The following is a 12,911-nucleotide window of genomic DNA, read 5'->3' on the forward strand; positions in this document are numbered from 1 at the left end:
TGGGATAAACCGAAAGATTGCATGAATGTTATATGATATTTTTATAAAACAGTAAGGAGAGGATTGTTTGAAAAAAATCATACGATTAACCAACCATTCAGCAATAGAAGTAGGATTGACAGGAGGATCAGATCGTCCAACCATTATGTTACCTATCGCTAAAAAATCCGTGTACAATCAGGAGGCAGAAAATCTAAAGCTATGGGGCGTAGATCCTGAATTAGGTAAACATTTTGTTGAAGGTCTAGCGGATACGTTTCAAGTGCTTTATTTTGATTATGAAGGTCATCTCTTTCAACATCCAGTGGACAACTTAACCGTAGACCATATTGTGAAGGATCTGCTCCTCATTGCTGATGAAATGAACGTTAAGAGCTTTAGCTACTACGGTTATTCCTGGCTAGCTTTAATTGGACTACAATTGGCTATCAGAACAAATCGTCTGGAAAGCTTGGTCATGGGAGGTTTTCCGCCTTATAATGGTCCCTATCAAGAGATGCTGATTGTAACTCAAAAAACACATACCCAAGCTTTGAATAATCAAAATGAGGCAGCTGAAAAAAGCTCTATGGAAACAGAGAATCCTGATGAGATAGACTGGGACAACATCAAAGTATCAATGGATACCCGTGTAACAGCTCAATTTGTTGCCTTATACGAGAGCCTCACTGCTTTTGATGATCGTAGTATTCACCAATTGCTTAGTCTTCCAAAATTAGCTTTTGCAGGAGAAAATGATACTATCGTATATGGTGAGAATTTTGGAAATGTTACCGTTGATATTGCTGGGATATTAAAGAAGAATACGACGAAGCTGTGTGATTTAGGCTGGGATGTTGAAGTGCTAACGGGAAGCCAAATGGATCATACAAAAGCTATGCAACCAGCCATGGTAATACCATTAATTAAGCCCTGGTTTATAAAACAATTATGAATACAGACTGGACTGTAATTCGGGAGCAGTTGTACCCAGCTGTAAATGAAAGTGAGAGGGTTACAATTAACAAGCTTATTTTGCAAGTAGCATCATCGGTTTTAGCATTTAGTTTACTCGTTGCCTGTAACCATCAACAAATCAACTCATCTACTCAGGAACAAAAACTATCAGAGGTTAGCTTATTTCCAAAAAACGATCTCATGGATTCTATTGTAATTGACGCAGTAAATGAGGATAAATCAATTCGGGCGGAACAGCAAACGGAAAAGGGAACATTATTGATGATAGCCAAAGGTAGAGAAGAACTTGGGCATTTGGTCGTATCGAGCACGATGGGACAAGAGGGTGATCAGACGTTTCAGAGTAATTACTCTATTATCTACAGACAGGGAGATCAGGACAAAGTCTTAATGGAACTACCCAATTACTTGTTTTTCCGACCATCCAGCAAAAAAATATCTTTTGAGAAGCTGAGTTTTAAAGAAGCTGAGGTTTACATCCTTACTCCTCAATATCAAACAGGTCATGGCGTGGAAGGATATATTTTCGCGATTGATAAGCAAAATGAAGATGTATTCCCATTAGAAATCGTAAAGAAGGATCAAGTCTCGAAAACACTTCTTTATTCAGAAGCTGAGCCTTTACCAAGTGTCGAAAATAATATCTTAGTAGTCCATCCACCAGTTGGAGCAGGTACACAAGAAGCAGAGGCAAAAGATATCTTTTACAAATTGGATTTAAACAATAAACGGTTTGTGGCTGAATAGCATGATTTGAACAAAAAAAGGTCAGTTCACGAAATCGCGGAGCGTCTATGCTTCTATCATGAAGCTGCAGCAATTCCTCTATAGTTTCTACTTTTAATATATTGGCCGGTGTTGCCCATTATAGGGTACACCGGCTTTTTTCATAGGAATCAAAAGGATAAGATCACACGTCATATTATTGGCATTGAATGTCGAAGCTTATGAAGACATAAAATGATTTCCCACACTAGTACATAAGAAAAAAACTTTTTTGCAACCAAAACCCTTCTTTTCTTACTTTATAAGTGAGGCCTTAATCAAACTGAACGGAAGTGATGGAATGGACGATAGTGAAATCATACAGCTGTACTTTGCCCGTAATGAAACAGCAATAGAAGAAACATCCAAAAAATATAGAAATTATTGTACCAAAATAGCTCATAACATTCTGTCTAATTTTGAAGATTCGGAAGAATGCGTGAACGATACCTTTCTAGGAGCGTGGGAAACGATACCGCCGAAGACGCCTGCTAAGCTCTCATCTTTTTTGGGGAGGATCACACGAAATATCGCGTTAAATAAACACGATTATTACATGGCCAAAAAGCGGAATAAAACATTCGATACGATTCTTGATGAATTAAATGATTGCTTATCCTCTCCAGATAATGTCGAAAGTCAATATGAGGAAGAACAAATCGCTGAATCTATAAGCAATTTTCTGCTGATGATTAATGAAGATCATCGGAATATTTTTCTGAGACGTTACTGGTATTCCGATTCTTTGGCTGATATCGCAACTCGATTCTCAATAAGTGAAAGTAAAACGAAATCGGTTCTTTTTAGAACACGAAAAAAACTCCAATTATACCTTATGAAAGAGGGCTATATCCTATGAATAATAAAGATCTATTTAAGACTATTGGTTATGTAGACGGCAATCTGGTGGAAAAGGCCAACACAGCGAGGCGTACTAATAAGAGAACATATGCGAAGTGGGGAACCATGGCTGCTTGTGCTGCACTTGTGTTAGGAGTGGCCATTTATACATCTCCTCTAAAGTCATCATTAACGAATTCACCACAAATCTCGCAGCAAACGCCAGTTTCAGCTCCTACCGGAGTTCGGAAAATTTTAAATTACAACGGATTTCGTTATGCATTCGTAAGTGATGGTGCTCAGTTTAAGTTCACAGGAATGAAGCCTGAAAAATCACTTGGAACCATAGATTTTGATATTAACCAAGAGATCGGGAAGAACAATGGAGGAGAAGTTGTAGAAAAGGATTTTTCGGCTACGTTCGCTGTTGGAGGTAAGTTATATGAAATTCCGACGTACCCATCCCAATTCCGCATCGCTGTTAAAGTTGAGGAGCATTATTATTTGGCAGAAATCGTGGCGAAGACTAACGATTCTACGATGACCGCTAAGGAATATCTGGATATGTCTAATCTAAAAGAGCATGCAAAAGATATCCATGTTCTTAATCATGTGGGAAATGACGTGTTAAAGAAAATGACAGATCATGCTTCTGTGGAGTCTATCATTGATGGACTGTACAGCGCAAAAACAGCTGATTTAAGTAATAAAGAATACGAGGCTATTGCAGAGGCGCAATCCCAAGGGAAATCGTATCAGTTAAAGTTCAACCTCAAGGATGGAACCTATATGGGCATGTATATCATTCCTGAATTAAAAGTCGTATCTATGGGAGATGCTTACTATCATTTGCCTGACACCTTTTTTGAACAATCTGGAGATCTTTTTTCAGGGCTAAAACAAGAAGTGTTGCCGCTTTACTGAGTATTCCTTTAAAAACAAATAATAAAATTTAAAGATTATTGACACGACACCTTTTGGTGTCCTATAATCAAATAGACACTAAATGGTGTCCAATTGGGTACTGATGAAGTATAATTGGTCACACTACAGGTAATATTACGGAAAAGGTGGGGGTGGTTTTGAACGATAATAGTCAAGTGAGGGATGTATATGACGCTGTTGCAGATCCAACAAGGCGAAAATTACTTCAAATCCTGGCTGATGTTGATGAATTACCCCTACATGAAATCACGGTTCATTTTGATATGGGCCGAACTGCAGTATCTAAGCACTTGTCTATTCTTAAAGAGGCTGATCTTGTAGTTGCTCGAAAGGTTGGTAGAGAAACGAGGTATCGTTTGAATGCCAATCCATTGAAAGAAATTCGGGATTGGGTATCTTTTTACGAAGGCTTCTGGAAAGAAAGAATCGATAAACTAAAACTTTTATTGGAGGAAGAATAATGAAACCAGATGTATCCTTAGATTATCAATTTACAAGCTCCATCGAGAAGGTATGGAACGCTTTGACGGATTCAGATACACTTGCGAAATGGATTTGGAGCAATGACTTTAAGCCAGTCGTAGGGCATAAATTTCAATTTCGTGCAGAGCCAAATGAGTGGTGGGATGGTATTGTAGATTGCGAGGTTCTCGTAGTAGATGAGCCACATACATTATCCTATACTTGGCATAGTGCCGGAGAAGGTACAACAGTTACTTGGACTTTGAGCAAAGAGGAAGATGGTAAGGTTCATCTGCATCTTGCTCAATCTGGATTTAGTGAGGAGACCAAAGCTCGCCAAGGCGCTATTGAAGGAGCTAAATATGCTTGGGCGAATATGGGCAGTCAGCTTGAAAAAGTATTAGCAGAACTGTAATTTCAAGAATAGGGCGCTTTTCTGAAAATGGAAAGTGCCCTTTTTAATGGAATAAATGATGGCAATACTAAATGAAGAGAATGGAGATGAGATGATACCACTATGAAAATCAACCGATTGATTGCGAACAATATTAATAAGTTAGATGCAGTACTTCCAGTTGACCAATCCCTTGGGATTGCTGGTTTATCCGGATCCGGTAAAACCACCTTTTGTCAAACCATCGGCGAAGAATCCAAGAAACGTCTCGTTTCTTTATTACCAAAGGCAGAATATCAGTATTTATTCCCTAACATTATGGAGACTAATTTCAGTGCGATTCAGATGGAAGAAATGCCACTTGTACTTTTTCTAGGGAGATCATCTATTTCTTCCAATCCTCGTTCAACCATTGGCACACATACGGGTGTGTTCACAGAGATTCGAGTTGCGATTGCTGAACAATATAACCTATCGCCAGAGGTTTTTTCATTTAATAATGAATTAGGCTGGTGCCCAGATTGTAAAGGTCGCGGCACTACTAAAAATGTCGAATGTAAAAAGTGTAAGGGTAAGCGATATAATCACGAAGCTGAACAATACAAAATGGAGTTATTAGATCAAGACAAGAGTATCTCCGATATTAATGACTTAAGCATTGAAACCATTTTTTCTCTAGCAAAAGTTCTAAACATTAGTGAAGGTAAACAAAACATTCTAAAGAACATAATCCATATGAATATTGGTTATCTAACCTTAAATCGAATAATGGGCACCTTGTCAGGTGGAGAGTTAACAAGACTTTACTTGGCAGAATTCATGGCAACCAGTGAAAATACAGTAATTATCATTGATGAAATCTCTGTGGGTCTGGATCACCAAACCCTTTTAAAAATATTAGAGCAGATAAAACAACTAGGATTTAAGAATCAAATTTGGCTTATTGATCATTCGGATACCGTATTAGACATAACGGACGATCGATTGTTCTTTGGACCAGGAAGTGGTAAATACGGCGGAAAAATCGTTGAAGAATCGCCACGTCCGGCGCCCATCAATGGAGAAATAAATCAGGCAGCTCCAACTGAATATTATCATTTTCATGATCTTTACTGTCGTAATATTCAAATCGCCGAAATTCAGATTCCTCGTAATAGACTTGTAACGTTCACTGGGGAATCTGGCTGCGGTAAATCTACATTGGTCAATGAGTGTATGTCCAAGGATTTTGTGAAGCGATATCCCAAGGATAAGCTGGTGATTGTGGGGCAGGATCGAAATCAATCGATTACCAGCCGGTCTACGGTTGCGACTTTTCTTGATATTAAGAGAAAGCTCACAAAATATAGCGAAGAGATTGATGATATTTTTCAGCGCTCAATTGAAGATATTATTGATGAACTGCCAAATGAAGACATCGCTCATAAACGTTTAAGTTTATTGATCAAGCTTGGGCTGGGTTATTTAACGTTGGAAAGAAAAACACAGTCTTTATCCACAGGTGAATTTCAATGTGTTCATTTAGTCTCCGAGCTATTTTCAGGTTCAAGAAACCCCAATACACTTTTCATTTTTGACGAGCCTTCCAAAGGGTTATCACAAAATATTCTAAATCAATTCATTGATAGCATCAGAGTCATTCTTCAGGACGAATCGGTCTCCATAATGATGATTGAACATAACTCGTATATGCTGGAAAACTCTGATTTTATCGTTGATTTTGGTAAAAGACAGCTTGAACCTGTTGAGCATCTAGAAGTTGTCGGTCATCAAAATTATTATCTCGAGCAAAACAGTGAAGATCATGTCGCCCCATTGCAGATTTCTTCAACACTGCGGCAAGAAAATGGCATTAACTACTTAAAAGAAAATCAAATTGCCTACTTTAAAAATGCGGAAAACGTTTATAAAGGTGGCATCTTAAAAAGCTTATCCTCTATGGCGCGTTTGATATATGGTGAATATGAATCAGATACCATTGCACCTGTCATCGCCATTGATCTGGAAAGACACTTATATAGTCAATATACTTTTCTATATGAAATTGGTGGCTTGATCAACCAAATTGTAACGGCACATCCAACTAATAAAGATACAAATAGCTTCGATTTCTATAATCAAGACAATCATTGTCCTTGCTGCAAGGGACGTCGAGTCATTGAAAAATTTGATTTTGAAGTTGTTCTTCAGGATAAAAATGTGCCATTTTGGGATGGCTTATTACATCCAGATGCAATGGATATTCTGAAATTCTATCAATTCCCCAAAATAAAATTTATCTTTGATGAGATTAAGAATGAACTCGGACAAGATATCAGTAAGAGCTATAATGAGATGACGGATGCAGAAAAGCATACTTTTTGGTACGGATATTGGGAAAAGTCATTTTATGATAAAGCAAGCAAGGCAACAAGAACTTGGGAAGGCTTTAATTACATCATTGGGAACTACATGGTGATATCAAAAGCGATTATTAAAGAGCATATTAAACAGTCCAAAATACTGATTACCTGTCCAATCTGTGAAGGAACCGTACTAAATCATCATAAGAAGCTAAAGTTTGGCGACACAGATATTCGTGAGATCATTGGACTACCTGTTGATCAAGTGATCAGTACCGTTGGCAAATTACCGGTGCTTGAAAAAATGAAAGCTATTGTCGGCGGTGATATGGTTCTAACAGTGGATGTCTCTCTATTACCTAGGGAAATACAAGTTGCTCTAAAAATGCTTGAACTTGAAGTAGCGAGCTTTGCACACTATGAAATGGTATTGCAAAATGCACTGCCATTCTGGGGCGATATTAGCGGCAGTATTGAATCTATTAGCTTGAATAATCAGATTACGATTTGTGATTTTGAGAATATCACCGAAACCAGAGAATACATCATTGATAAGTTTTTCACGAATGGAAAATACAAAAAGCTGACCTATGTTTATGAAGCGTTTGATTACAAAAAACTGGTCACTCAAATTAATAAAATAAAAGCTAGTCAGCCATGTCCATTCTGTAAAGGAAAGAAAGTCATATCCGAAGATGGACTTCACGATGGCGTTTATAAGTTAACGATTCCATGTGTTAGTTGTTACGCAAGTGGCATTAATGATGAAGGGCGTAAAGAAATTGTCGAAGGCATTGACGTACAAACTTGGCTAACTGGCAATGTAAGTGATGTTATGTCTGAAAGCTCAAATATTGATGCTGTAGCAGATATTCCAATTTTCAATCGTATTCGGGAGTTAAATAAACAAGAAATGATGGCCGTTTATCATTACCTTGAAAATAATTAGTTAACCTAATGAAACCGCGCTATGCGCGGTTTTTTATTATATGGACACTCATTAGGGATAGTAAACGATGTGACATAACTCACAATTTAGACACATCTTATTAATAGGGATAGCTACATTGAGCTATAGGCATGCAACTTCCTTTTCTTTACAATTAGGCAAATGATAGATTAGAGAATGAATTACTGATAGGGGGTGAACAATGGTTATACGCAAAAGTTTCTGTCACCTCAGAGTAATGCTAATGATGTTATTCAGCCTTTTCTTAATAATCACGACCTACAGTGGGAGTGCCAGTGCAAATACTACTTCGAAAGCGATTCCACTCCAGCCGATTATTAATGCGGCCCAAATCGGAGATTCGATTACTTTAGCTCCAGGTACTTACCTGGGTCCGGTTCAAATTGATAAAAGGCTGACGATTAGCGGGGAAGGAAGGGTAACACTATTAAATTCATCTCCCGATGCTGAGGTTGCAGTTATGATTCAGGCTGATGGGGTAAAGCTTCAAGGACTTAATATACAGCAGCATAACGGGGGAGAAGCAGCAGCGATTCGGGTGGAAGCCGATCAGGTAACTTTGAAAGATTTAGTCATACATACATTTGGCTTTGGCATTATGCTACGTGAGGCTGATAGTGGAGTTATAGTAAACAATAAAATCCGTTGGTTTATACCTAAAGGTGCTGCTTCGGGAAAAAGAGGTAATGGCATCGATCTCTATAACTCTCATGGTTCAGATATCAGAGAGAATGAAATCTCTTATCTCCGAGATGGCATTTATTTAGAGAAGAGTCGCAATACAAAGGTTGATCACAATCGGCTCTATCATTTACGATACGGTGTTCACTGTATGTATATCAATGGATCATCTGTTACGAACAATATTGGAGAATACAACATTACTGGCGCGATGGTGATGGGAGTGAGCGACGTTATGGTATCAGGAAACTCTTTCCGTAAACAAAATCAGAATGTTCATTCTCAAGGAATCCTGCTCTTTGACGTTCGTACCTCTCAGATTGTAAATAACCTCGTGGAAGGAAATCGGGTAGGAATCTATATGCAACAATCCTCCGACAACACTCTCCAGAATAATATGGTGCTCCGAAATTATATTGGGATTCAATTTGAGGGTTCTGAAGGCAACCGCTTTCAGAAGAATGCTTTTATTGCCAATGTGATTGAAGCACAGGCAACGGATTCTAAGAATAATAAGATGACAAGAAATTTTTGGGATTCATTCGAAGGGCTGGATGTATCGGGTGATGGCATAAGTGATCTGCCATATGCTATTAATCCATTTTATCAGCAATTAGTTACAGAAAATGCTGCTTATCAGCTCTTTTTTCAATCACCGGGCATGACATTTTTAAGCGATCTGTATACAAATGATAAAGAACAATGGTCCACCGATCCAGAGCCGCTTATGCAATTGGATTCAGTTCATGCAGATGTTGGACTAGTTAGTGAGGGGCAAGGGTCGGTGATGGTAGCCGGTTGGCTGCTTTTGTTTTTCTCTGTGATCACAATACTATATATGGGGGTATTACGGTTATGAAAAAATGGAGTTTAATGCTGATGTTGATGGTGGGTTTGTTAATTCTAGCGGCTTGTGGTTCCAAAAAGTTTGAACCTTTGGCGATTAATGAAGAAGTTGATATTTGCGCGATTTGCAATATGCAGGTTAAGGACGATGCCTTTGCTACTCAGCTAACAACGAAAGACGGGAAGAATTATAAGTTTGATGATATTGGTTGTATGAATGAATGGAAGAACAAGAATGGAACCAAAAACATTGGAAAGGATTATGTCCGTGACTATAACGACAAAGAATGGGTAGAATTCAGTAAGGCCAGCTTTGTCTATGATGAGACACTACGCACACCTATGGCTTATGGAGTTATCAGCTTCAAGGATACTGCTTCTGCCGAAGCTTTTGTGAAGGAACAAGGTGTTGGCAGCGTTCTGTCAGCAAGTGATCTGTCCAAGCATGAATGGAAACAAAATACGGATATGATGCAAATGGATATGAATGGCGGAGAAGGTCATATGGACGAGCATAAGTCTGAGGAAATGGAAGGTATGACATCGGATAAAGAGATGGATATGTAATGGTTGATATCCTGCAAGTCGCACGCAGAGAGATTAAAATGGGGTTTCGAAATCCATGGGCTTATTCTTTTTTGGCATTATTTTGTGCGTTTAGTCTTGGATTACTGCTGATTAATGCACAAAATGAGATTCAAGGCTACACCGCAGTTACAGGTTCCATGCTAAGTCTGATTTTGTATCTGCTGCCGCTTATGACCTTATTTCTAGGATCTTTTTCACTGACTTCAGAAAAGGAAGAGGGTAGCTGGCAGCTTTTATCTACTTATCCAATAGGAACGTTGTCATTTATTCTTGGCAAGTATGTGGGGCTGGCTGTCGTATTACTTACGGTTGTGGCTTTCGGCTATGGTTTAATGGGAATGATTAGTGGATTCTTGGGCATGGCCTATGATTCTACTACTTACTTTCTATTTTTGTTTTTTTCCGCAGGACTTGTTTTACTATTCTTGACCATCGCCTTGTTTATCGGTTCATTATCAAGAAACCGCTGGCAGGCGCTGACTGTTTCTGTTGCTGTGTGGTTTTTCACAGTAATAGGGTGGCCGACGTTTTTGATCGCCTTTTTAGGTTTAATGCCTTATCTCTGGATTAAGCCCTTGCTGGTCGTATTCACAATACTCAACCCAGCAGAGCTTGTTCGGTTATTCGTTGTAATTAAGCTGGGCGGAGGTTCAGTGCTGGGACCTGAATATTACCAATGGGTAGAATGGATAAATGGTTCGAAGGGTAGTTTGTTGTTTATGGGAGTCTGTCTAGTTTGGATGTTGAGCTCGATCCTGTTTGTATATTGGATATGGGAAAGGGGGCGCTCTCGTGGATAACCCCTTAGTGAATGTAAGAGGAATCTCTAAAGTTATTAAAAAGCAAACAATAGTTCAAGAGATTAGCTTTCAAATCCCCACTGGGAGCATACTTGCACTATGTGGCGGTAACGGGGCTGGCAAAAGTACCGTTTTGCGAATGGTTGCCGGTATTATTCAGCCTTCGGTGGGCGAAATCTCAGTGGGTGGTTTATACTGGCACAAATCACGCAAACAATTCTCGGAACAAATTGGTTATATGCCAGATGATTATCAATTCAATCAGGGGCTGTCGGCAGAGGAAGCTCTGACTTTTTGGGCCGCTCTCCGTAGGGTACCCAATCGCAAAGCGAGAGTAAACGAAGTCCTTGGCTTAGTAGGCCTACAGGATAAACGAAATCGTCTGGTCAACACCTTTTCAAAGGGAATGCGTCAGCGTATCTTATTTGCTCAGGCATTGCTGGCCAAGCCTTCGTTGCTAATTATGGACGAACCCACAAACGGTCTTGACCCTTTCTGGATGAATGAATTCGTAGATCTACTCCAAAGAATCAAGGAAGAAGGGCATACCGTTATTTTCTCCACACACCAGTTAGAAATCGCTGATAAAATCGCTGATCAGATTGTCTTTCTAAGTCATGGAAGAAATGTTGGTTCAGGTCCGACCAAAGAATTTCATGCGAAATTTGGTTCTCTGTATACAGCCTTTAATCATAGTCTGGGTCTGAAATGAGCATGCGTCGAATCATTGCTTTGCTGGTGATTATCGCAGCTGTCACGACTGTTGTATGGGTATTTAGTCATAATGAAACAAGAGATTCATCTGAGAGGATTGCTGTGGGCTCTATCGCTCCCGAATTTGAAGCTACTACAATAGAAGGTAAAAAGGTTCGACTAAGCGATTTTCAGGGACAGATTGTGGTGCTTAACTTTTGGGCCTCCTGGTGCACGTCATGTGTGCGAGAAATGCCCCTTCTGAATGACATTCACAAATCCACTAGTTCTCAAATCGAAACCTTGTTTATTAATGTTGGTGAGTCTAAAGGGACTGTATCAGAATATCTTAAGAATCATAGTTTTTCTTTTCCAGTTGTCATCGATGTTACCGGAAAAATATCTACTTCGTTCGGAGTTAGTGCGCTTCCTGCCACGTTTATTATAAACGGAGAGGGAAAGATCAAAGAGGCTATATTAGGCGAAATCACAGATTTCCCCTTAATGCAGCTAATCAACTCATATACATATTCCGGTATACAGCTGGAGTGAGATTCTCGAACCGTTTGAATGTTTTAATAAAATAACCAGTATCACAAAATCCTAAATCATCGCTCACTTGATTAATAGGTGCGTCTGTGGTTTCCAGCAACTGCTTGGCCCATTCAATTTTGAGCCTGGCAACGAAGAGGGAGAAGTTCTCGCCTGTTTCTTTTGTAAATATGCGACTGAAATAACTGGGGCTGATATGACAAAGCTTGGCCATTTCTTTTAGGCTGAAATTTTCATTTTTGTGCGCATAGATGTAATCGAACGCAGGCTGAAGCACTGCATTTGAAGAGACCAACTTTTGTGCTCCATTTTTCAATTTGGTCTCAATAAGCGCTCCTGACAACTCTTGCTGCAGAGACTGAATTTTGCGATAAGTAAGGTCTGTCTCCTCGAAAGATTCTGCTGAAGAAGATATATCGATATCTGTGGTCAGTACTCTTTTGTACAAATCAACGGTAGTACGCTTTTGAATGGCTTCTTCCACGATGTAAGTACTTAACTGTAGAAGTAGGTCCACGCACTTGGTTACTTCATCGTAGGATAGGACAGGAAGTGCTTCGTAATCCTCTTTGAGCGCTTGAAACTTCATGTTCGACTCAACATTAGGTGGCCTAGATACTATCTGCTCCAGCTGTGACACATCAGGTTCACGAAGCTTAAGCTGTCCAGCCATAATTGCACCCAAATATTGATCGTCAATAATAATTGGAATCGCGATATCGATAATGTTGAAATGGCATAAATAAATATAAGGCTTGTTCTGGCGTACAGCTTCAATGCCGGCACGAGCATCACATTTTTGACAATAAGGAGAGAGAGTAGAATCTTGGCGAACGCCTTGGCAGAAAGGCTGACAGAAGCTGTGCTTAGTCACGGGAACGCCTTTATAATCTACGGTAAGAATCGCCATTTTAGTCACGAGTGATAAAGAATCCTGCAGTTTCTCCCATTTCTTCAAATCAATTATTTCTTCTAAATTAAATCGAGATTTGGACATCACGATATTCTCCTAGGTAAGTTATAGAAACATATTGAACATTATAGCGAATTTTTGCTCAAAAGGACAAGATAATACT

At 39.2% G+C, this 12,911-nt stretch carries 13 protein-coding genes; 12 read left to right on the plus strand and 1 reads right to left on the minus strand.

The window, feature by feature from the left end:
• Window positions 1-67 precede the first annotated feature (67 nt).
• The 12 genes from NYE25_RS04985 (at window position 68) to NYE25_RS05040 (ending at window position 11,835) form a co-directional block, all read left to right on the plus strand.
• Entirely contained in the window at window positions 68-934 is an 867-nt protein-coding gene (locus NYE25_RS04985; RefSeq protein ID WP_340969443.1) for an alpha/beta fold hydrolase, read from the plus strand.
• Window positions 931-1,704, plus strand: a complete 774-nt coding sequence (locus tag NYE25_RS04990) for a hypothetical protein (protein WP_076286797.1) — start codon at window positions 931-933, stop codon at window positions 1,702-1,704. The genes NYE25_RS04985 and NYE25_RS04990 overlap by 4 nt, the downstream gene beginning before the upstream one ends.
• A 319-nt stretch (window positions 1,705-2,023) precedes the next feature.
• On the plus strand, window positions 2,024-2,581 hold the full coding sequence (locus NYE25_RS04995; RefSeq protein ID WP_341145279.1) for an RNA polymerase sigma factor: 558 nt from the start codon (window positions 2,024-2,026) through the stop codon (window positions 2,579-2,581).
• Window positions 2,578-3,486 (plus strand): hypothetical protein, encoded by a 909-nt coding sequence (locus NYE25_RS05000; protein ID WP_341145280.1) that lies wholly within the window; start codon window positions 2,578-2,580, stop codon window positions 3,484-3,486. Before NYE25_RS04995 ends, NYE25_RS05000 begins: the two co-directional genes overlap by 4 nt.
• A gap of 152 nt (window positions 3,487-3,638) precedes the next feature.
• Entirely contained in the window at window positions 3,639-3,968 is a 330-nt protein-coding gene (locus tag NYE25_RS05005) for an ArsR/SmtB family transcription factor (protein WP_081951121.1), read from the plus strand.
• Window positions 3,968-4,384 (plus strand): SRPBCC family protein, encoded by a 417-nt coding sequence (locus tag NYE25_RS05010; protein ID WP_042127759.1) that lies wholly within the window; start codon window positions 3,968-3,970, stop codon window positions 4,382-4,384. The genes NYE25_RS05005 and NYE25_RS05010 overlap by 1 nt, the downstream gene beginning before the upstream one ends.
• 102 nt (window positions 4,385-4,486) lie before the next feature.
• Complete coding sequence (locus NYE25_RS05015) at window positions 4,487-7,654, plus strand: ATP-binding cassette domain-containing protein (protein ID WP_341145281.1); 3,168 nt, start codon at window positions 4,487-4,489, stop codon at window positions 7,652-7,654.
• A 202-nt stretch (window positions 7,655-7,856) separates the two neighbouring features.
• Window positions 7,857-9,215 (plus strand): right-handed parallel beta-helix repeat-containing protein, encoded by a 1,359-nt coding sequence (locus NYE25_RS05020; RefSeq protein WP_341145282.1) that lies wholly within the window; start codon window positions 7,857-7,859, stop codon window positions 9,213-9,215.
• The gene (locus tag NYE25_RS05025) at window positions 9,212-9,769 is read left to right on the plus strand and encodes a nitrous oxide reductase accessory protein NosL (RefSeq protein WP_076286794.1); all 558 of its coding nucleotides are present in this window, start codon (window positions 9,212-9,214) and stop codon (window positions 9,767-9,769) included. The genes NYE25_RS05020 and NYE25_RS05025 overlap by 4 nt, the downstream gene beginning before the upstream one ends.
• The gene (locus tag NYE25_RS05030) at window positions 9,769-10,590 is read left to right on the plus strand and encodes an ABC transporter permease (RefSeq protein WP_149645613.1); all 822 of its coding nucleotides are present in this window, start codon (window positions 9,769-9,771) and stop codon (window positions 10,588-10,590) included. Before NYE25_RS05025 ends, NYE25_RS05030 begins: the two co-directional genes overlap by 1 nt.
• Window positions 10,583-11,302: an ABC transporter ATP-binding protein gene (locus NYE25_RS05035; protein ID WP_341145283.1), complete on the plus strand. Its 720-nt coding sequence runs from the start codon at window positions 10,583-10,585 to the stop codon at window positions 11,300-11,302. Before NYE25_RS05030 ends, NYE25_RS05035 begins: the two co-directional genes overlap by 8 nt.
• A complete protein-coding gene (locus tag NYE25_RS05040; RefSeq protein WP_341145284.1) occupies window positions 11,299-11,835 on the plus strand; it encodes a redoxin domain-containing protein in 537 nt (178 codons plus the stop codon). The genes NYE25_RS05035 and NYE25_RS05040 overlap by 4 nt, the downstream gene beginning before the upstream one ends.
• Here the strand turns inward: NYE25_RS05040 and NYE25_RS05045 are convergent.
• A complete protein-coding gene (locus tag NYE25_RS05045; protein WP_341145285.1) occupies window positions 11,798-12,832 on the minus strand; it encodes a PocR ligand-binding domain-containing protein in 1,035 nt (344 codons plus the stop codon). The two genes, NYE25_RS05040 and NYE25_RS05045, sit on opposite strands and share 38 nt — an antisense overlap.
• Window positions 12,833-12,911 lie beyond the last annotated feature (79 nt).

Origin of the sequence: Paenibacillus sp. FSL E2-8871 (assembly GCF_038000345.1) — a bacterium.
Lineage (GTDB): Bacteria > Bacillota > Bacilli > Paenibacillales > Paenibacillaceae > Paenibacillus_AQ.

Excerpts from the sequence above, each read along its gene's own strand:
- NYE25_RS04990 (WP_076286797.1), top strand. The coding sequence starts at position 931 with ATGAATACAGACTGGACTGTAATTCGGGAGCAGTTGTACCCAGCTGTA.
- NYE25_RS04995 (WP_341145279.1), top strand. The coding sequence starts at position 2,024 with ATGGACGATAGTGAAATCATACAGCTGTACTTTGCCCGTAATGAAACA.
- NYE25_RS05000 (WP_341145280.1), top strand. The coding sequence starts at position 2,578 with ATGAATAATAAAGATCTATTTAAGACTATTGGTTATGTAGACGGCAAT.
- NYE25_RS05010 (WP_042127759.1), top strand. The coding sequence starts at position 3,968 with ATGAAACCAGATGTATCCTTAGATTATCAATTTACAAGCTCCATCGAG.
- NYE25_RS05015 (WP_341145281.1), top strand. The coding sequence starts at position 4,487 with ATGAAAATCAACCGATTGATTGCGAACAATATTAATAAGTTAGATGCA.
- NYE25_RS05020 (WP_341145282.1), top strand. The coding sequence starts at position 7,857 with ATGGTTATACGCAAAAGTTTCTGTCACCTCAGAGTAATGCTAATGATG.
- NYE25_RS05025 (WP_076286794.1), top strand. The coding sequence starts at position 9,212 with ATGAAAAAATGGAGTTTAATGCTGATGTTGATGGTGGGTTTGTTAATT.
- NYE25_RS05030 (WP_149645613.1), top strand. The coding sequence starts at position 9,769 with ATGGTTGATATCCTGCAAGTCGCACGCAGAGAGATTAAAATGGGGTTT.
- NYE25_RS05040 (WP_341145284.1), top strand. The coding sequence starts at position 11,299 with ATGAGCATGCGTCGAATCATTGCTTTGCTGGTGATTATCGCAGCTGTC.
- NYE25_RS05045 (WP_341145285.1), bottom strand. The coding sequence starts at position 12,832 with ATGTCCAAATCTCGATTTAATTTAGAAGAAATAATTGATTTGAAGAAA.